Here is a 20,750-nt window from a genome sequence, read left to right on the forward strand (position 1 = left end):
TCTCCCCCTTTGTTCTGATACCCCTCTTCATTGTCATATCTTTACTTTATCATAAATAATGAATGAGTGTTCAGTCAATAATTAAATTCACATTCTCAGGGCACACTACGGATAGTTCGGAAAGGAGCGTCGGTATGAAGGTCATTTTTGTGTTGCTTGTCATTTTTATCATATTGATCGCACTTATGCTGCTTGATATGCTACTTGGCCGGGCGGCGTACAAAAAACAGGCGTATGAGCCCGTTTTTGACCCGAAAAAGAGTGATATCACACTCATTCACTGCGGCAGCGAGCTTGTGCGGCAGATGACGGCTGATATCCGCCAAGCCGTCTCTTCTATTCATATGATGTTTTTTATTATGAAGAACGACCAAGTCAGCCATGAGATGTTTCATTTATTGAAAGAAAAGGCCCAGGCCGGCGTCTCCGTATATCTGCTGCTGGATTGGGCGGGCAGCCGCCCAGTGAAAAAGCCTTCTATTCAAACGATGAAAAAAGCCGGCGTTCACGTTCATTTTCTAAATAAACCGGCATTTCCGTTTCTATTTTTCAGGCTGCAAAAACGGAATCACCGGAAAGTGACCGTCATTGACGGCAAAATCGGCTATGTCGGCGGTTTTAATATCGCTGAAGAGTACCTCGGCAAAAAAGCGAAGTTCGGAAACTGGGAGGATTATCACCTGCGGATGACCGGCGAAGGCACGGCGGATCTTCAGACTCTTTTTGTAAGCGATCTGAAACGAAACACCGGAAAAACACCCGGATCACCCGGGGTTTATCCGGCATTATCCGAAGGGAATATCTTTCATAGGACATATGCATCTGACGGGTTTTCGCTTGAATCGCATTATGAAAACTGCATCCGTAAGGCGGAGAAAAAAATCATTATCGGCACGCCTTATTATGTACCGAGCAAAAAGCTTCAGGAAGCGCTTATTTCAGCCTGCCGAAAAGGCGTCAAAGTCATCTTGATCGTGCCGATGAAGTCAGACCACCCGCTCGTTCGGGAAACAGCTTTTACTTATTATCCCGAGCTTCTGAAGGCCGGCTGCCTCATCTATCGGTATTATCAAGGCTTTTATCATGTCAAAGCCTTCATTATAGATGACCGCATCAGCATTATCGGCACGCCGAATTTTGATAAACGGAGCCTGTTCTGGAATGAAGAGGTGAATGTCATCATTCATGATGAAGCCTTTACAAAGGAAGTGCTTTCAACCATAAAGCAGGACATCGAAAAATCCGAGCTTCTCACATTAGAAAAAGTGAAACAGCGCTCCGTCAGACAGCTTCCTGCAGAATGGCTGGGAAAGGCCATATCTTACTTTTTATAAAGGAGAAACCATATGCTGTTCAGATTCGGATTCGTCGCAAACGCCATGTGCCTTTGGGACGCGTCCCCCGCCAAAACCTTAACATATGCGCGCTATACCAAGCTTTCCCGCAGTGAGCGGAAAGACGCCCTGCTTTCTGTGACGAAAGCAAATCTCACCAATACGCTGCGCACCATCCACTATGTGATCGGCCACGGCATTCCGCTGTACAGATTCTCAAGCTCGATTGTGCCGCTCGCCACGCACCCGGATGTGCTGTGGGATTTTGTTACGCCGTTTCGCCAGGAGTTTCGTGAGATCGGCGGGCTGGTCAGAAAATATGATCTCAGAACGAGCTTTCATCCGAACCAATTCACGCTTTTTACAAGCCCGAAACAGGAGATTACCGCAAATGCGGTCAAGGATATGGCCTATCACTATGACATGCTGGACGCAATGGGCATCGCGGACCGTTCCGTCATCAACATCCATGTCGGAGGCGCTTACGGTGACAAACAAAGCGCGCTTGGCCGTTTCCGCGTGAATCTGAAAGAACTTCCCGATGTCATCAAACAGCGGATGACTTTAGAAAACGATGATAAAACGTATACGTCCGAGGAAACACTCAGTGTATGTGAGCAAGAAGGCATTCCGTTTGTGTTTGATTATCACCATTTTTACGCCAATCCGACCGATGACGCTGATTTAGATGACATTCTTCCGCGGATGATCAAAACATGGCAGCGGATCGGCTTAAAGCCGAAGGTCCATCTCTCCTCGCCAAAATCGGAATCAGCCGTACGCAGTCATGCGGACTATGTGGATGCGAATTTTATTCTGCCGGTGCTGGAGCGGTTCAGACAATGGGATACGGACATCGATTTTATGATTGAGGCGAAAGAGAAAGACCGGGCGCTGCTCCGGCTCGTCGAAGAATTAAGCGCCATCCGCGGAGTCAAACGCCTGGCGGGCGGAGTGCTGAAGTGGAAGGCATAACCAGGTTTATCACCCGTTTATATGGGGAATTTCCGAAATAACAGACCATCAGACGGAGGAGAAAATACATGAAAAACATTACATCTTTGAAAATAGCCGCTAAGAAGTTCACTTTACGAAACATGCTTCAGCTTTATCAGCTTTGCCACACGGGAGGCCACGAGCTGTATATCTACTCTAAAAAAACGATGTGCAAAATCAAAGATATCATTGAGCTGGAAACGTTCAGAATGGCCCATAAAGAACAAGAATATTTAATTGTAGTGGAAGGAAAGAAAGCGGTGCAGCTTGTTGACCGTTTCAAACATATCATCGAACCTGCGCAAAAAGAAGCCCATTAAATACGGACTACATAAAAAAAGGATAGACAGGAGGCTGCTCGGCCCCTTTTGTCTATCCTTTTTCTTTTATTGATGTATCAGCTCGCCGAATTGCGCCTGATGAAGTCTCTGGTACATGCCGCCGGATTCCAGCAGTTCCTTATGATGACCTTGTTCAGCGATGCCTTCTTTCGTGACGACGACGATCCGGTCCGCATCCTTAATCGTAGCCAGCCGATGGGCGATCACAAGCGTTGTGCGTCCTTCAGACAGCTCTTGCAGCGATTTTTGAATGGCGGCTTCCGTTTCTGTATCGAGGGCTGATGTAGCCTCGTCTAAAATTAAGATCGACGGGTTTTTCAAAAACATTCTGGCGATGGAAAGCCGCTGCTTCTGCCCGCCTGACAGTTTCACGCCGCGCTCGCCGATCACCGTGTTTAAACCGTCGGGATACCCGTTTACCAAGTCCTCTAAATGCGCCTGGCGGACGGCCTGCCAGATTTCTTCCTCAGACGCATCGAGCCGCCCGTAAGCAATGTTTTCCCGCAATGTGCCGGAAAACAGAAAGACATCCTGCTGGACGACGCCGATTTGTCCGCGCAATGATGACAGCGTCATGTCCTTAATATCGATGCCGTCGATGGAAATCACGCCTTCAGACGGCTCATAAAAGCGCGGCAGCAGACTTGTCAGCGTTGATTTTCCCGCTCCCGAAGGCCCGACGAATGCGACTGTCTCCCCGGCATGAATGGACAAATTGATTCCCGACAGAACCGGACTGTTTTCTTCGTAACCGAACGACACCTGTTCATAGCGGATATTCCCTTTTAAACCGGACACATGTCTCGCGTTCGGGGCGTCCTTGATATCAGGCTCCGTTTTCAGTATCTCCATAAAGCTTTTAAAACCGGCAATGCCTCTCGGATACATCTCAATAATCGCATTGATTTTATCAATCGGACGGAACAGAACGTTCGTCAGCAGCACAAAAGCGACAAATTCCCCGTAAGATAGCGATCCGCGGATCACGAACCATGTCCCGCACAACAGGACGAACAGCGTGACGAATCTTGTCAGCATGTAACTGATCGAGCCGTTTTTCGCCATGATTTTATAAGACGTCAGCTTTGTTTTGCGGAAACGCTGATTGTTCACATCAAACCGCTGCGTTTCAAACGCTTCATTGCTGAAAGCCTGAACAAGACGGATGCCGCCGATATTGTTTTCAACCCTCGCGCTGAAGTCTCCGACGTCTTTGTTCAGTTTTGTAAACGCAGAGGTCATTTTTTTATTAAAATACAAAGCAAGCCAAATGACGACCGGCATAATGATAAAGGTCAACAGAGCGAGCTGCCAGTTAATGAACAGCATCACACCGAACGCGCCCAAAATCGTCATGATCGCGATAAACAGGTCTTCAGGCCCGTGGTGGGCGGTTTCTCCGATATACATCAAATCATTGGTGAGCTTGGACATTAAACTGCCCGTTTTGTTGTTATCGTAAAATTTGAACGAAAGCTTTTGCAGATGGTCAAAAAGCTTTTTCCGCATATCGGTTTCAATGTTAATGCCGAGCATATGGCCCCAATACGTCACAACATACTGAAGCGCCGAGCTGAGGGCGTACACCCCGAATAAAGCAGCGGAAGTCAAAATAATCAGACTCCAATCCCGCCCCGGGAGCAATGTATCGATAAAGTAATTGACGATCAGAGGAAAACTCAGCTCCATCAATCCGCCGGCGATGGCAGAAAAGAAGTCGAGAAAAAACAGCTTCTTGTACGGTTTATAATAAGAAAAAAATTGTCGCAGCACGATTCCGTCCTCCTTGTGCCTCTTTCTTAATGACAATATTTCTCAATTATACTATACACAAGGAGTTTTAAAAGCGTTTTTTATAAAACGCCGGAAAATAACCGTGCGAAGGATTCCTTCGTTCTTTCCCATAATGTGCGCTTATAGAAACGGACGGGGCTGATTTTTTCAGACTCCTTCATATCCTCCAGATAATGCGCTTCAAGATCTTTGATCGCTTCTTGATCTGTAAAAAAGACATTGACTTCAAAGTTCAGCTGAAAGCTTCTCATGTCCATGTTCGCCGTCCCGACAGAGGCGAGGTTTCCGTCAGTGATGAGCACCTTTTGATGCATAAAGCCTTTTTGATAAGAATAGACTTCGATTCCTTCGCGAAGAAGCTCGGGGAAATACGATCTCGTCGCGTACTGGGTTAAAAATCCGTCATTGGTTTCCGGCACCATGACACGCACCCGGACGCCTCTGGCAGCAGCCTCCTTTAGCGCTGTGCGGATCGGCTCATTCGGCACGAAATAAGGCGTCGCGATCCATACAGACGATTCGGCCGCCGCTATCATGGCATAATACAGATCGCTCATCCGCTCCTTCATATCGGGGCCTGTCGGAACGACTTGATAGACGCCGCCGCTTTCTGCCGCAACCGGGCGGGTATATGCTTTCTGATCAATCAGCACCTCATCTGAAACGTATTCCCAATCAAGCATAAAAATGCTGTGGAGCGTCTGAACGATTTCTCCTTCGACTTTCATATGGGTGTCCCGCCAAAAGCCGACATCTTGGTCTTTGCCGATATACTCCTTGCCGACATTCAGCCCGCCGACAAAACCGACTTTCCCGTCAACGATGACGATCTTGCGGTGATTCCTGAAATTGAATTTTTGGTTGAAAAAACCGTATTTCAGCGGCAGAAACGGGACGATGTTCACGCCCGCGCGTTTCAGTTTTTTAATATCTTTTCCGGCCAGCTTCAGGCTGCCGGCCGCGTCGAACAAAAACCGCACTTCCACGCCTTGACGCGCCTTTTCCATCATAATATCCATCATCTTGTGCCCGAGCATGTCTGATTTGAACATGTAATACTCAATATGTATAAATGACGCGGCCTCCCGGAGCGCCTCAAACAGCTCCGGAAATGTTTCATCCCCGTTTTTAAGCACCTTCAGCCTGCTTTTTGTATTGATATTCATATGGGACGCTTTGATTGAATATTGAAAGAAACGCTTCTGATTTCCTTTCAGCCCGGTCAGATCGGGAGTTTGTTCCATATCAAATATCGTTCTCAGCTTTTCCCGGTTGTATGTCCGTTTCGACCTGAACAGCTTGCCTTTTTCATAAAGCTGGCCGGAAAAAAGGTAAAATAAGTACCCGGCGATCGGAAAAAACACAAGAATATGAATCCATAACAGCGTGTGCTGCGAGGTGCGGTTTTCAAGAATTAACGAATAGATGCTGAACAAAATAATGCTTGCATAGCAAAGCACCCCTCCGTAAAACTCAAGCCTGGAAACCGGAAAAAACCATATGACATATGCTCCGATAAGCATCATATATAAAAAGCAAAATTCCAGTCTCCTTTTCAGCATCCCGACTCTCTCCCATCTGATCCGATATCTCTGTATACCCTCTGTTTTCCGGCTTGTAAACATATGAAAAAGCCTCTCCGCACGAGCGGAAAGGCTTATGATGACGCTTCCTGTGATTGGCCGGGTGTGATGTTTTGAAGCAATGTCGGATTGAGGGAGCAGCTGCCTTTGATTTTATTTTTGAAGATGCCGATGATCAGACCGGTGACCGCTATCGACACTAAGGAGAAGAGCCCTTTCAGCAACCCGACGGAAAAAATGCCGGCCAGCACGACGCCAAAATCGAAGAGGAAATTAACGGCACCCGGATTCCATCCGCAGCGCTTTTGCAGAAATAAAGCGAGGATATTGGCGCCGCCGAGCGATGCCTGATGATAAAACATGAGCGACAGGCCGAACCCGATCAGCGCCCCGCCGCAAATCGCCCCGGCAAGCGGTGAAACAGAAACCGGCGGCAGCCAGTGATCCGCACCGGTAAACAGAGTCAGCACTGTGACTGCAAAAACGGTGGATAGAGTGAATTTGATTCCCATTCTGATGAGAGAAAATATATAAAACGGGATATTGATCAGAAAGAAGATCATCGCAAACGAGGAATGAAACACGTATGACAGGCTTAGTGACAGTCCCGCTGTGCCGCCGGTTAATACATGGGAATGTCTGAGTGTCAGGACGCCGGCGCTTGTCATCAGACAGGCGGCTAAAATGAGGAAAATCCGCTTCATTCTTCACTCTCCTTTTGTTGATGTTATTTCCAAATAAAACATAACAGGAATCCACGCCGCCCAGCCATTACCTTGGCAGAAAATATCTTATGTTTTTATTTTTTCACCATAAAAAATCCCCCTCTTGCAGGGGGGATTTTTACGTGCGTTTCCGATAGACAACATAGCTGCGGGTTAAATACTTGAGGGGCAGGCTGAACACGTGAACCAATCTTGTAAACGGCCAGAGGATAAAAACGACGTACCCTATGATGATATGACACTTAAACCATAGCGGGACACTCTCCATCAAAGAAGCGTCAGGCCGGAACAAAACAATTTCCCTGAACCACGGCCCGACTGTTGCCCTGTAATCAAATCCTTTCGAGTCAATGTTGAGGAACGTGGCCGCAACACCCGACAGCATCATGAAAAGCAGCAGGATGAGCGTAAGGATATCCGATGGCGAGCTGGTTTTGCGGATTCTTTTGTCAAACAGCCGTCTGTACGTCAGGATGACAAGTCCGGTACATGCCGCAATCCCCGCCGGCAGGCCTGCATCAATCGCCATTTTGTGATACATATGCTCGGAAATGCCAAGAGAAGCATACACGCCTTCAGGGATCAAAATTCCCATGACATGTCCGCCGACAACGCATAGTAAGCCCCAGTGAAAAAGTGTGCTGCCAGCGGCGAGTTTTTTCTTTTCTAACAGCTCGCTTGATTTCGCCGTCCAGCCGAATTGGTCATGCTGATAGCGGTAAATATGCCCGCCGATAAAGATCGTCAATACAATGTATGGCATAACGCCCCACAGGATCTGCCCGCTCATCTCTGAACAGCCCCTTCTTCAATGCTTTCACGCACACCGATGTTTTCCAGCGCGGCCTGCAGCACGTGCAGCAGCTCAGCATAGATGCTGTCATTTTTTTCGAGGCGGGAAGCCAGCTCTCTCACATTGGACAGGTATTTTTCAAACACGCTTCTCGCCGCTTCAATCTCCGCAACCGCGGCGAATTCCAGCATCAGCGGCAGGTAATCTGGCAGTTCTTTATCTGTCGGCAGGAAACCGGATTGCTGGTAGGTGTTTTTTAAATGCAGCAATTCGATGCCGCGCTCTCTCTGCTCGCCTGAGTTAAAGTAGGTGACGTACATATTCGTTTTTTTCCCGAAATCGAACGTATACACATAGTGTTCAATCAGCGCTTCCGGAGAAAAGCCGGCTGCCGCCTCTAAAAAGTGCAGCAATTTCTCCCGGATTTGCTGATTGGTGATGTCATGGATAAGAGCCTTCCAATCGGGAATCTCGGCTCTCCACTCTTCATCCGGATAAGAGAGAAGAGTGGAAAGAGCGGAGAACGTCATTTGCCGGTCTGTGGTGTTCATCTTGTTACACCTCATTTATCAAAAGTTAGAAACAGGAGCCGGGGCCGCCTGAAAATGATAAGCCGCAGCTCCCTTGTTCAGCATATAAATCTGACACTTCTTCTCGATGGCTGCTCGGGATCACAAAGCGGTCATCATATTTGGCGATCGCCAGCAGCCGATACATGTCTTCAATTTGCTGTTCTGTTAAACCGACACTGGAGATCAATGCCGGGTCGATGGATTTATTCGTCTGCACCGCCCTCATATACTGGCGCATGACAGACATTTTCTTTAACGTGGACCGAATATGATCCGTATCCCCCGCCGTTAATAGCTGCGCCAAATAGTCAATCGGAATTCTCATTTGGTCGATAGCCGGAAAAATATCTTCCGCCGTTTGCCGACTGCCTTTTCCTTCAAAGAGATTCATAATCGGGCTGAGCGGCGGAATGTACCACACCATTGGCAGTGTGCGGTACTCAGGATGAAGCGGCAGCGCAATCTTCCAGTCAATGATCATTTTATAGATCGGCGATTGCTGCGCGGCCTCTATCCATTCAGCCGGGATGCCTTGTTCTTTTGCCAATTTGGCAATCTCAGGATCATTCGGATCAAGAAAAACGTCCAGTTGGGAATGGTAGAGATCCTTTTCATTTTCAACAGAGGCCGCTTCCTCCACTTTGTCCGCGTCATACAGCATGACGCCGAGATAGCGGATTCTGCCGACACACGTTTCAGAGCAAATAGTCGGCAGCCCCGCCTCCAAGCGTGGAAAGCAGAGTGTGCATTTTTCCGCTTTATTCGTTTGCCAGTTAAAATAGACTTTTTTATAAGGACAGGATGAGACGCAATATCTCCATGAACGGCATGCGTTTTGATCCACAAGCACAATGCCGTCCTCCTCGCGTTTGTACATGGCGCCGGACGGACAGGATGACACGCACGCCGGGTTGATGCAGTGCTCGCAAATACGCGGCAGATACATCATAAAGACCTCATCGAATTCTGTTTTGATCGATTCCTCCATCTTTTGCACGTTTGGATCTTCAAGACCCGTAATATGCCCGCCCGCGAGATCATCCTCCCAGTTCGGGCCCCATTCGATATTCATGAAATCCCCCGTTAAGGACGATTTCGGGCGCGCCACCGGCTGGTGTTTTTTCTGCGGGCTGTTTGTTAATGTTTCATAATCATAGTTCCAAGGTTCATAGTAGTCATCAATCGTCGGCTGGTTCGGGTTATAGAAAAGGCCTGCAAGCCGGTTTGTTTTCGGGCCGGATTTCAGCTCGAGCTTTCCTTTTTTCAATGTCCAGCCGCCTTTATATTTGTCCTGGTCCTCCCATTGCTTCGGGTAGCCGATGCCCGGCTTTGTTTCTACATTATTGAAGTACATATATTCCGCACCGGTACGGTTTGTCCACGTGTTTTTACAGGTGACGCTGCACGTGTGGCAGCCGATGCATTTATCCAAGTTCATGACCATACCGATTTGCGCTTTAATCTTCAAGCCAATCGACCTCCTTCAGCTTGCGGATGACGACATTCAGGTCGCGCTGATTCCCCGTTGGGCCGTAATAGTTAAAGCCGTAGCTGAGCTGGGCGTAGCCCCCGATCATCTGTGTCGGCTTGACGTGAATCCTTGTCGGGCTGTTATGGGTGCCTCCGCGGTTATTCGTCAGCTTTGTTCCTGGCACGTTGATGTGGCGGTCCTGGGCATGGTGCATAAACGCCATTCCTTTAGGAATCCGATGAGACAAAACGGCTCTCGCGACGACTACGCCATTTCGGTTGAAGCATTCAATCCAATCGTTGTCTTTGATATCCGTATCCTCTGCATCATCTTTATTCATCCATACGGTCGGCCCGCCGCGGAACAGCGTCAGCATCGGCAGGGAATCAAAATACATGCTGTGGACGGACCATTTATTATGCGGCGTCAAATAATTAAGGACGATCTCTTTTCCCTCTTGATCAGGCCGCTTGCTTAGAAACGGGCGGTGCTGGAGGATCGGTTTAAATGTCGCCATCGTTTCACCGAATTCCATCATCAGTTCATGATCGACATAATAGGATTGTCTGCCGGTCAGCGTTCGCCACGGGATTAATTTCTCCACATTCGTCGTAAACGGCGAATACCTGCGCCCGCCTTTTTCTGAGCCGGTAAACGCCGGAGATGTGATGACCGTTTTCGGCTGAGCTGTAATTTGCTCGAACGTAAAGCATTCTTCCTCGCGCTCTTCCGCCAGGTCTTTCAGCTTCAGGTTTGTGATGTGTTCAAGCGATTCCCATGCTTTCACGGCGACTTTTCCATTTGAGGTGGACGACAGGGTTAAAATCGCTTCCGCCGCCTGCTTCGCTTCACTTATATTCGGGCATCCTTTGGCAACGCTGTTTGAATCGGTTTCTCCCAGTCTCTGTTTGAGTGATTCATATTCATCCGCAATCGACCAGCTCATCCCTTTTGTTCCGCTCGGTTTTAAAGCCGTATGAGGGCCGAGCGCGGTCATTTTATGAAAAATGTGTTTGTAATCCCGTTCAACGACTTGGATGTTCGGCATCGTTTTTCCCGGAATGGCTTCACATTCGCCTTTGCTCCAGTCATTGATTTTGCCGAACGGCTGGGCCAATTCCTGCATCGTGTCATGGAGGAGCGGCGTCGCAACCACTTCTTTCACCGGCTCCATCTCGACTTCTTCCGCCAGATCGGAAACGGCTTTTGACAGTGCCTTAAAAATATCCCAGTCTGACCTCGATTCCCACGGCGCCGAGATGGCCGGAGCGAAAGGATGAATGAACGGGTGCATATCCGTGCTGCTGAGATCGTGTTTTTCATACCATGTCGCCGCCGGCAGCACGATATCGGAATACAGCGCCGTACCCGCCATTCGAAAGTCGAGATTGATTAACAAGTCGAGCTTGCCTTCCGGTGCCTGCTCCCGCCATTTGATTTCTTCAGGGCGGATGCTGTCGCTGTCGTCATTCATCAAACCGTTCGTCGTCCCCAGCAGATGCTTGAGAAAGTATTCATGCCCTTTTCCTGAGCTTGAGATCAGATTTGCCCGCCATACGAAGAGATTTCTTGGGAAATTCACTTCATTGTCAGGGTCTTCAATCGCGAATTTCAGTTTTTTCTCTTGAAGCCGTGAGGCCACGTACGCACCTACGTCTTCAGGTGTCGCCGCCCCCGCCTTCTCAGCTTCTTTGTACAGATCAATGCCGTTTTGATTGAATGTCGGGTAAGACGGAAGCCACCCTAATCGCGCCGCCAGCACATTGTAATCGGCGTGATGCTTGTAGCGGGATGACACAGCAATCGGTGATGCCAAATCACTGATCGGCTGGTCCTCATAACGCCACTGATCTGTCGCAAAGTAGAAAAATGAGGTGCCGTTTTGCAGTTTAGGCACGCCTTCCCAGTCCTTTGCGGTTGCAATCGTCTGCCACCCTTCAGCCGGACGGAGCTTTTCCTGCCCCACGTAATGGGCCCAGCCTCCGCCGTTTACGCCTTGGGCGCCTACAAGTAAAACAAGATTTAACACCGCACGGTAAATCGTGTCGGAGTTGAACCAGTGGTTGATCCCCGCCCCTACGATAATCATGGATCTGCCGTCTGTATCGATCGCATTTTGGGCAAACTCCCTGGCAATCTGTATAACGGCTTCTCTTTTAATTCCCGTGATCTGTTCCTGCCAGGCAGGTGTGAACGGACGGGGATCATCGTAGGATGCGGCTGATTGTCTGCCGATGCCCCGGTTCACGCCGTAGTTGGCCAATATCAAGTCAAACACGGTCGTGACGTACGTTTCTTCACCATTCAGATCCAATTTTTTAATAGGAAGATTCCGCTCAAGCACTTTGTTTCCGTCATTTGAAAAATACGGAATGCGCACCATGCCGATTTCGTCCTCTATTCCGAGCACGGAGAGACGCGGTTCAATCGGTTCCCCGGTGTCTTCGTCGATCATATGCAGATTCCATTTCTGCTGCCCGTCCCAGCGGGAGCCCATTGTGCCTTGCGGTATGGCAAACGCACCTGTCTGTTCATTCCAGACCGCCGGCTTCCACTGATCATTTTTTGTCTGCCGCCCGATGTCTTTCGCATGCAGAAACCGCCCGGCTGTATACACGCCGTTCTCTTTTGACAGAGTGACGAAGAATGGAAAATCGGTGTATTGCTTCGCGTACTCAATAAAACGTTCAGTTTCTTGGTTCACGTAAAATTCCTGCAAAATGACGTGACCCATCGCCATCGCAAGCGCCCCGTCAGTCCCTTGGCGGATACTCAGCCAGTCATCTGCGAACTTTGAGGATTCCGCAAAATCCGGGCTGATTGAAATGACCTTGGCGCCTTTATAGCGGGCTTCCGCCAGAAAATGCGCATCAGGCGTTCTCGTTAACGGAACGTTGGAGCCCCATGTGATGATATAGCCTGAATTGTACCAATCACTGCTCTCCGGAACGTCCGTCTGGTCGCCCCAAATTTGCGGGGACGCCGGCGGAAGATCCGCATACCAGTCATAAAAACTGAGCATTGGGCCGCCGATTAAAGACATGAATCGCGAGCCTGACGCATGGCTGATCATGGACATCGCCGGGATCGGGGAAAAACCGACATTCCGGTCAGGCCCGTATTTCATCACCGTATACAGCAGAGAGGCTGAAATCAGCTTCAGCACCTCCGGCCATTCCGCGCGGACAAAACCGCCTTTCCCTCTTGCCTGTTTATAGGACTTCGCTTTTTCAGGGTTTTCAACGATCGATTTCCAGGCATCCAGCGGATTTTGATGCGCCTGCAATGCTTCCCGCCACAAATTGATCAGCACACCGCGCACATATGGATATTTCACACGGAGCGGGCTGTAGATGTACCAAGAAAAACTGGCCCCCCGCGGACAGCCTCTCGGTTCGAAATCAGGCATATCAGGGCCTGTTGATGGATAATTCAAGTTTTGTCCTTCCCACGTGACAATTCCGTTTTTCACATAAATATTCCAGCTGCAAGAACCCGTACAGTTGACGCCGTGGGTGGAGCGAACGACTTTGTCGTACTGCCATCTGTTTCTATATACATTCTCCCAATCACGATCTTCGCTTGTCGTTTGGCTATGGTTATTTGAATGATGTTCGATAGGAGAAAAATAGTTTAATCTCCTGAGCAACGGACTCATTTTCTTTTTCTTCATGATCGTTCACTCCTTCCGAGTCAGGTGATGCTATGTACACTATAAACAGAGACGGCGCATCACCTTGTGAACTATGTCACACACTCTGCTTTTTTCACAAAACGTTCACACAGAGCAGCAGGAAGGATTTTCAAACGATATGGGGACGCCCGGCGTCATCAAAAAAACCGGTTCTGTTTAAGAACCGGGTTCGGCGTTTTCATCCCGTGATGTATGCAGATACCGCAAAAACAACTGATAGGAACAGAAGACATTTTGCTGAAGCATCGCCAAAAAGTTCATTTGCAGCCGCGGATGGTAAGACATCATTTGCTTAAATACGGAATATGGAATATGGAGTACCAGAATATCCGGTGAGGCATTGACTGAGATAAAAGGCGATAAAGAGAGCCCGCCTTTTTCATCAATCGGAAACACATCGCCTTTTTCCCACAGCGCAACGGTTTGCGACCCTTCAGGGAGCCTGCTGTCCGTAAAACGGATATTGCCTTTTAATACAATATAAACGGATTGTGAATGAAGAAAGGATGGAGATTGGTCAGATGAGCCGCGGATAAACGTCCCGTTTTTCAGCAAGGTTTCGACAATGGACAGAGGCACTTCATTAAACATAGGAAGTTGTTTCAGAAATAATAAATAGTCACACTGATTCATAGGAAAGCCTCCTGTGCTAAGGATAGCTTTAGTGTAGCCCGATTGAGCCTGCACGGCAGTGATGTATTTCACAGCTTGTATGATAAAAGTCACTTATCAGGAGAGTGTTTGCACTTATAATGAAATAAAAAGGGGGGGTTCGATGAAGGCGATGATTCCGAAGCAGCACGGCGCATGGGCGATGCTGCTGATTCCATTTTTACTCGGCATGGTCAAGGGAGGCCCGGTTTTCTGGCATATTCCGCTTTTTTTGGGCTGGCTGTTCCTTTACTTGACGGTTTATCCCGTTTCGCTCGCTTTGAAAAAGAAACAGCTTCAGCCCTATCAAAAGTGGATATGGTATTACGGTTTTCCGGCCTGCTGCTTTTTGATCATTTCTGTCTTTCATAAGCCGCAGCTCGTCTGGATCGGCGTTTTTTTATTGCCGCTGTTTCTCATACATACGCATTATGCCCGCCGAAAAAACGAACGGGCGCTCACGAATGATATTGCGGGTGTTCTGTTCTTTTGTTCAGGCGGGCTTGCGAGCTGCTGGCTGGGAACGGGAACCCTTGACGGCTGGGCTTGGTTTCTATTCTTGCAGTCTGCTTTATTTTTTATCGGGAGTTCTTTTTATGTGAAATCGGTCATACGGGAGAGAAAAAACAGAACCTTTGCATACTGGTCGTGGGGATATCACCTCTTGCTCCCCTTTTTATCGGCTCTTCTCGGGGCAGGCTGGGCGTTTCTCGCTTTTATCCCAAGCAGTCTGCGGGCCTGGTTTTTTCACGGAAGAGACTGGCCCGTGAAAACGATCGGCATTCTGGAAATCGTAAATGCCGGCTTCTTTTTCGCCGTCATGTGTGTATGTATCACAAGCTGAAAAACAAGGACACCGGCTGCCCTTGTTTTTTCAGTCAATATTGCAGATCTCAAGCGGACAATTTTCACACTCGATCTCGCATCGTAAATAGTCCCGCTTGTGCAAAATAATTTTTCCGGTTTCGTCTATCGATATAACCCCTTGTTTGCGGAGGTCTCCCAGCATGCGGTTGACGCTCTCCCTTGCCGCCGCGCAAAACTTAGCCAAATCCTGATTTGTCAGCACAATGTTAATCAGAATCCCGTCGCTTCGTTCCACCCCGTAGCTGTTTGATAAGCGGATAAGGGTGGAATAGAGCGCCCCCTTTTTGCCGTGAAGAAGCAGGTCCCTGATCTTGGACTGGATTTTTCGAAGATGGGTGCTCATCCATTTCATAAATTCAAACGTCAAAACACCGTTTTGGATCAATTCCTTTTCCAGCTTGTTTTTATTAATGACGAGCACCTCGCCATCCTCTAACACTTTCGCACTTAGCATATATCTCGGCTCATCTGTGAATAGCGTCAATTCCCCGACAATATCGTGTTTTTGGCAGATTCTAAGCGTCAGGTCTTTTCCGTCAGACGTCAGCTTGCCGATTTCAATGAGTCCTGATTGAATCAGATAAAGCTCTTTTGCATCCATTCCTTCTTGAAACAAATAAGTGTGTTTTTTCATTTTCCTTTTCGTACTGATCGATTCCAGCAATTCATGCAGTTCGCGGGAAAGAAGTTCTTTATCAGATTTTCGGACAGAGAGAATATTCATGAGCTCACCTCGAAGAAAGTCACGTTGCGTATGTATATTGTAACGTGACTTGATTTGCACTCACCCAGAAAAAACTAACAATCTTGTGAATGGATCATTATGAATTGAGGCTCTGACTGTTTCTCTCCGTATGTGTTTTCATTCTTTCCTGCCAATACATCCAGATCACAAGAACAAAGCTGGCTAACGCGACCTCTGAAAGCGCCATAAACCCGATCGCGTATTGGCCTGTTGCCTGAAATACACTTGCCAGAATCAGCGGAGGGAAAAAACCGCCCAGTCCGCCCATAGCTGACACAATACCGTTGGCAATCCCCGCTTGCTTCGAAAAGTAGAAAGGCACCAGTTTAAATACCGTCCCGTTTCCAATCCCTGAGCAGACTGCCACTGTCAGCGATCCAAACGCATAAAGGCCGATCGTCGGGGAGAATGACAGCATGACGCCTGACAGCGTAAGCCCTGCGAAAACGAACATCAGAATACGGAGCGGACTCAATTTATCTGCAAGAAACCCTCCCACAGGCCTGAGCAGTGTAGAGACCGCAATAAAGCCGGCCGTCCGTAAACCGGCGTCCGCAGGGCTCAGCCCAAAATGCTCAACCAAAAAATTCGGAAGATAGATGGTAAAGGCGACAAAGGCGCCGAACGTAATAAAATAAAACAGGCTCAACATCCACAGCACATGATTTCGGTAAACGGCTTTCATTTGTGTCTTTATGGAAACTTTGACTTTCTTCTCATGCCGGTCGCCGAACAAAACGTGCAGTAATGCGAAAACAGCGAGCAAAACAAGATACATCTGCACGGTTGCTTTCCATCCCGCGGCTTGAGCGATAACCGGCGCCGCAAAGGTAGTAACGGCGGTCCCGATGTTTCCGGCACCGTAAATCCCATTGACGACACCGTGCTTTTCTTTCGGATAATATTTCGGGAGGGACGTCACTCCGATGGAGAATACCGCTCCTCCGATCCCTAAGAAAAAGCCGCCCGCGATTAAATCAAATAAAGAATCCGCGATACTGATCCAAAATACAGGAAACAAAAGCAGGATGAAGCTGATCATAAACATCAGCCGCGCGCCATACCTGTTCGTTAAATATCCTAAAGGAATACGGAGAAGCGATCCGAGAATAACGGGAATCGCCGTCACCAATGAAATCTCGCCTTTGCTTAAATGAATATCTGATGTCATTTGAGAAATGAGCGATGAAATCAGCACCCACACCATAAACCCTGCCACTAAGCTTAATGACTGCAACGATAATTGAATATGTTGACGATTGATCATTCGGCTTGCCCCTTTCACTGATTCAATATCAGTCTTATCATACAAAAACTCAGTGTGCAGGATTGTGAATTACATCACAGGCTTTATATACAAAAAAAAGAACAAAGCCCGAAGACTTTGTCCTTTGATCATCATTACATTTTTTCCGGAGCGGATACGCCGATCAGCTGAAGCGCATTGTTCAGCGTAATTTGCGTGGCCTTCATTAAAGCGAGACGCGCGCGGCTCTTCTCTTTATTTTCCGGATCGATGACTTTCTCCGCATTGTAGAAGCTGTGCAGAGCGGAAGCCAGATCATAAATATAGTTTGTGACACGGTGAGGAATGCGTTTTTCCGCCGCTTCTGCCACTGCCTCAGGGAAGCCGCCGATCGTTTTCAGCAGGTCATATTCTTTTTCTGATTGAATATGGCTGAAATCAAGATCTGCCGCCGGTTTAAGTCCCTGCTCTTCCCCTTGGCGAAGCATGCTGCAAATACGTGCATGTGCGTATTGCGCATAATACACAGGGTTTTCGTTAGATGTGGATACGGCAAGATCCAAGTCAAAATCCATGTGCGTATCAGCACTGCGCATCGCGAAGAAATAACGGACCGCGTCAAGGCCGACCTCTTCAATCAGATCGCGCATCGTTACGGCTTTCCCCGTACGTTTGCTCATCTTCATTTTTTCGCCGTTTTTGTATAAATGAACGAGCTGAATGATCTCAACTTCCAATGTGCCTTTCTTGTAACCGAGCGCTTCAATTGCCGCTTTCATACGCGGAATATACCCGTGGTGATCCGCGCCCCATACATTGATGAGCTTGTCGAATCCGCGGTCAAGTTTGTCTTTATGGTATGCGATATCCGGCAGCAAATAAGTGTATGAGCCGTCTTTTTTGATCAGCACACGGTCTTTATCGTCGCCGAACGTTGTGGAGCGGAACCATGTCGCGCCGTCCTCTTCGTATACATGGCCCTTTTCGCGAAGCGCCTCGAGCGCCTGATCAATTTTTCCGTTTTCGTACAGTGACGTTTCAGAATACCATACGTCAAACGGCACGCGGAAATTTTCCAGGTCGGAGCGAAGTTTATCAAGCTCGTACTTTAAGCCGTATTCACGGAAAAACGCCTGACGTTCGCTCTCCTCTTCATGTACGAAACGGTCTCCGAAATCTTCGGCAAGCTTTTTCCCGATGGCGATAATATCCTCGCCGCGGTAGCCGTCTTCCGGCATCGGTTTCTCGAGACCGAGCGCTTCAAAATAACGGACTTCAACGGAAAGCGCCAGGTTGTTAATCTGATTGCCCGCATCATTAATATAGTATTCGCGGCTCACATCATAGCCCGCTTTAGAAAGCACGCTGCACAGCGCGTCACCTACCGCCGCGCCGCGCGCATGGCCTAAGTGAAGATCTCCCGTCGGGTTGGCTGATACGAATTCGACCTGAATCTTTTCGCCTTGCCCGATGTTTGTCTCTCCGTAATGTTCACCCGCTTCAAGCACGGACGGAATCAGTTTTGTTAAGTAGCTGTTGTTCATGTAAAAGTTGATAAAGCCGGGCCCCGCAATATCCATCTTTTCAATGGAAGCTTTGCCTTTATCAAATGACGCCACGATCTCCTCAGCGATTTGTCGCGGCGCTTTTTTTGCGATTCTCGCCAGCTGCATCGCCATATTTGTGGAATAATCACCGTGTGTTTTTTCTTTCGGCGTTTCTAACAGTACGCTTGGAATCTGGCTTTCTTCCGCCAGGCCCGCTTTCAGAACGGCCGCTTTGATCTCTTCCTTCAGCACGTCCTTCATCTGTTCCGCAATATTCATGCCTTTGTTTCCTCCTTATATTGGATCGTCATGTTATGTACATGTTCTTGGTTTTCGCCTACAGTCATGTTATATGTCATTTTGACGGAGCCTTCCGAACCGCCGACATCAGCTTGTATGTTTTTTGTTTCCGTACGGAGCTCCATTTGTCCGAACGGCAGTTTATATTGAGTGAGTGTCGATGCCCCCGGAATGAACCGCTGTTTCATTTGGATGGCGCCCGATCTCATCACGAGAATCTCTTTTTCTGTAATCTTGACGACCGTTTTAATCTTGCCCAAATCATGCTCTTCGTGATAGGAAAGATACGTTTTGCCGTTTCTCACGTAATAGAATCCACTCGATGTAAATTCAACCGACTCTTCTTCTGAGCCGTTGTGTATGAATGATTGCACATGAATGGCTACTGGTGTCTCCTGTCTCATGCTGACACTTCCTTTTCATCATCCCGCTTAACCTGAATAGTATAAGTTTTCAAGGGAAAAAGTTCAACCGCTTCCTCCTATCTTACCATCTTTGCTGATTGGTTTTGAAGATAAACATGATTTTTAAGGAAAATGAAAAAACCGGAAATCCCGGGCTGCGGGAAAAATGCGGTTCCTTCGGCGGACGGCTTTGTCAAAGGGGAAAAGTTTGCGGTATTTTTGCGCTATCCTTCCGAATGAAAATGATAAAATATGTCATATACATAACGTGGAAGGGAGGGATTCGGAATAGTGGCGAGTGTTTTATCGTCTTCAGCGGTTGGAGAAAAAATCAACGAATGGTATATGTACATTCGAAGGTTCAGCATCCCGGACGCCGAGTACTTGCGGAGAGAAATCAAAGAAGAACTTGCAGGTCTGGAAGATGATCAGGATCTTCATCTATACTATTCTCTCATGGAATTCCGCCACAATCTGATGCTCGAATACCTCGAACCGCTGGAATCGCAGCGGATAGAAGAACAGCCAAGACTATCGGAGCTGCTCGCGGATATTGATAAAAAGCAGGCCCGGCTGACCGGACGTCTTGATTATTATTTTAATTTTTTCCGGGGGATGTATGAGCTGGAATGCCGTGAATATCTTTCAGCGATTCAGTTTTTTAAGAAAGCTGAATATAAGCTTGATTTTGTCAAAGATTGTATCGAGAAAGCTGAATTTTATTTTAAGATGTCAGAGTCCTACTATTATATGAAACAGACTTATTTTTCTATGGATTATGCCCGGCAGGCTTATAAAATTTATCATAAGCAGGAGGCATATAATATAAGGGTGCTTCAGTGCCATTCATTGTTCGCTACCAACTTTCTTGACTTAAAGCAATATGATGAAGCAATTCAGCATTTTAAAAAAGCTTATGCCATGGCAGAGGCAGAACAGCAGCCTCAATTAATGGGCCGGACTCTATATAATATCGGACTTTGTTTTAACAGCCAAGAAAATTACAAACCAGCCATTGACTACATAAAACGGGCAATAGCTGTTTTTGAAGATGGGAACATCATCACTTCTCTCCCGCAAGCCTATTTCTTAATCACACAAATACATTATAAAATCGGAAATACGGCCATAGCCAGACAATATCATGACAAAGGGGTATCTTATGCAGAGGAGGCAGAAGATTCCCTATATATAGTCGAGTATGAATTTTTAGAATCTTTATATGTCGGTGAGCCTGATGAAGAAGCAATCATGGAATGTTTTGACTTTCTCAGAGATAAATTGATGTATGCTGATCTTGAAGATTTTGCCTTAGATGTGGCAAAATATTATCATGAAAGAGAAAATTTCGAGAAGGCTTCCGCATATTTTTTAAAGGTGGAAGAAACAAGACAGCAGATTCAAGGAGGTGTGAAGTTGTATGAAATTGAAGTATAAATTAGCACTTACTTGCTTAGCGATAGGCACTATTTTTGTTTCAGCCGACATTGCAAGTGCACCGGAACATCAATTTGAAGTTGCTCAGCGCGGAATGATTTAAATAATGATTACTTTTAGGCTTGCAGGTTAAACTGCAAGCCGTTTTTTATATAAACAACTAATTTGCAAAAACAAAAAGTATCCCTTAAAATTCAAATGTGTAAAAAGTATTTGACACATATACATATATTATTTAAAATAAATATAT

The 20,750-nt window shown here is 47.4% G+C and carries 18 protein-coding genes; 6 read left to right on the forward strand and 12 right to left on the reverse strand.

Annotated features, from left to right (window positions below):
* Positions 1-134 precede the first annotated feature (134 nt).
* The 3 genes from cls (AR442_RS16135) (at position 135) to AR442_RS16145 (ending at position 2,650) form a co-directional block, all read left to right on the forward strand.
* A complete protein-coding gene (gene cls, locus AR442_RS16135) occupies positions 135-1,334 on the forward strand; it encodes a cardiolipin synthase (protein ID WP_014419116.1) in 1,200 nt (399 codons plus the stop codon).
* 12 nt (positions 1,335-1,346) lie between these two features.
* The gene (gene uvsE, locus AR442_RS16140) at positions 1,347-2,309 is read left to right on the forward strand and encodes a UV DNA damage repair endonuclease UvsE (protein ID WP_029972871.1); all 963 of its coding nucleotides are present in this window, start codon (positions 1,347-1,349) and stop codon (positions 2,307-2,309) included.
* 68 nt (positions 2,310-2,377) lie between these two features.
* Positions 2,378-2,650: a hypothetical protein gene (locus AR442_RS16145; RefSeq protein ID WP_003151087.1), complete on the forward strand. Its 273-nt coding sequence runs from the start codon at positions 2,378-2,380 to the stop codon at positions 2,648-2,650.
* 66 nt (positions 2,651-2,716) lie between these two features.
* Here the strand turns inward: AR442_RS16145 and AR442_RS16150 are convergent, their stop codons facing one another.
* The 8 genes from AR442_RS16150 to AR442_RS16185 form a co-directional block, all read right to left on the reverse strand.
* The gene (locus tag AR442_RS16150) at positions 2,717-4,444 is read right to left on the reverse strand and encodes an ABC transporter ATP-binding protein (protein WP_014419118.1); all 1,728 of its coding nucleotides are present in this window, start codon (positions 4,442-4,444) and stop codon (positions 2,717-2,719) included.
* Between the two features lie 80 nt (positions 4,445-4,524).
* Positions 4,525-6,027 (reverse strand): cardiolipin synthase, encoded by a 1,503-nt coding sequence (gene cls, locus AR442_RS16155; protein ID WP_014419119.1) that lies wholly within the window; start codon positions 6,025-6,027, stop codon positions 4,525-4,527.
* Between the two features lie 95 nt (positions 6,028-6,122).
* Positions 6,123-6,752, reverse strand: a complete 630-nt coding sequence (locus AR442_RS16160) for a YitT family protein (RefSeq protein WP_014419120.1) — start codon at positions 6,750-6,752, stop codon at positions 6,123-6,125.
* Positions 6,753-6,891: 139 nt separating this feature from the next.
* Positions 6,892-7,563, reverse strand: a complete 672-nt coding sequence (gene narI, locus AR442_RS16165; protein WP_014419121.1) for a respiratory nitrate reductase subunit gamma — start codon at positions 7,561-7,563, stop codon at positions 6,892-6,894.
* Positions 7,560-8,117 (reverse strand): nitrate reductase molybdenum cofactor assembly chaperone, encoded by a 558-nt coding sequence (gene narJ, locus AR442_RS16170; RefSeq protein ID WP_014419122.1) that lies wholly within the window; start codon positions 8,115-8,117, stop codon positions 7,560-7,562. The genes narI and narJ overlap by 4 nt, the downstream gene beginning before the upstream one ends.
* Positions 8,118-8,142: 25 nt before the next feature.
* Positions 8,143-9,606, reverse strand: coding sequence for a nitrate reductase subunit beta (gene narH, locus AR442_RS16175; RefSeq protein WP_014419123.1), 1,464 nt, complete (start codon positions 9,604-9,606; stop codon positions 8,143-8,145).
* A complete protein-coding gene (locus tag AR442_RS16180; protein WP_014419124.1) occupies positions 9,596-13,282 on the reverse strand; it encodes a nitrate reductase subunit alpha in 3,687 nt (1,228 codons plus the stop codon). The genes narH and AR442_RS16180 overlap by 11 nt, the downstream gene beginning before the upstream one ends.
* A gap of 177 nt (positions 13,283-13,459) precedes the next feature.
* Positions 13,460-13,936, reverse strand: a complete 477-nt coding sequence (locus tag AR442_RS16185) for a cyclic nucleotide-binding domain-containing protein (protein ID WP_007407629.1) — start codon at positions 13,934-13,936, stop codon at positions 13,460-13,462.
* A 142-nt stretch (positions 13,937-14,078) separates the two neighbouring features.
* On the opposite strand from AR442_RS16185, the gene AR442_RS16190 reads away from it, so the two are divergent.
* Positions 14,079-14,798 (forward strand): YwiC-like family protein, encoded by a 720-nt coding sequence (locus AR442_RS16190; RefSeq protein WP_014419125.1) that lies wholly within the window; start codon positions 14,079-14,081, stop codon positions 14,796-14,798.
* A 30-nt stretch (positions 14,799-14,828) separates the two neighbouring features.
* Here the strand turns inward: AR442_RS16190 and AR442_RS16195 are convergent, their stop codons facing one another.
* The 4 genes from AR442_RS16195 to AR442_RS16210 form a co-directional block, all read right to left on the reverse strand.
* Positions 14,829-15,545 (reverse strand): fumarate/nitrate reduction transcriptional regulator Fnr, encoded by a 717-nt coding sequence (locus AR442_RS16195; RefSeq protein ID WP_014419126.1) that lies wholly within the window; start codon positions 15,543-15,545, stop codon positions 14,829-14,831.
* Positions 15,546-15,642: 97 nt separating this feature from the next.
* Positions 15,643-16,833 (reverse strand): nitrate transporter NarK, encoded by a 1,191-nt coding sequence (gene narK, locus AR442_RS16200; protein WP_007407632.1) that lies wholly within the window; start codon positions 16,831-16,833, stop codon positions 15,643-15,645.
* A gap of 134 nt (positions 16,834-16,967) precedes the next feature.
* Entirely contained in the window at positions 16,968-18,638 is a 1,671-nt protein-coding gene (argS, locus tag AR442_RS16205; protein WP_014419127.1) for an arginine--tRNA ligase, read from the reverse strand.
* The gene (locus AR442_RS16210; protein ID WP_014419128.1) at positions 18,635-19,063 is read right to left on the reverse strand and encodes a YwiB family protein; all 429 of its coding nucleotides are present in this window, start codon (positions 19,061-19,063) and stop codon (positions 18,635-18,637) included. The genes argS and AR442_RS16210 overlap by 4 nt, the downstream gene beginning before the upstream one ends.
* A gap of 291 nt (positions 19,064-19,354) precedes the next feature.
* On the opposite strand from AR442_RS16210, the gene AR442_RS16215 reads away from it, so the two are divergent.
* Both AR442_RS16215 and AR442_RS16220 read left to right on the forward strand, forming a co-directional pair.
* A complete protein-coding gene (locus AR442_RS16215; protein WP_014419129.1) occupies positions 19,355-20,500 on the forward strand; it encodes a response regulator aspartate phosphatase in 1,146 nt (381 codons plus the stop codon).
* Positions 20,484-20,603 carry a PhrC/PhrF family phosphatase-inhibitory pheromone gene (locus AR442_RS16220; RefSeq protein ID WP_021494790.1) on the forward strand — a complete coding sequence of 40 codons (120 nt, stop codon included), beginning with the start codon at positions 20,484-20,486 and terminating at the stop codon, positions 20,601-20,603. The genes AR442_RS16215 and AR442_RS16220 overlap by 17 nt, the downstream gene beginning before the upstream one ends.
* The last annotated feature ends 147 nt before the right edge of the window (positions 20,604-20,750 follow it).

It is taken from the genome of Bacillus velezensis (assembly GCF_001461825.1).
Lineage (GTDB): Bacteria > Bacillota > Bacilli > Bacillales > Bacillaceae > Bacillus > Bacillus velezensis.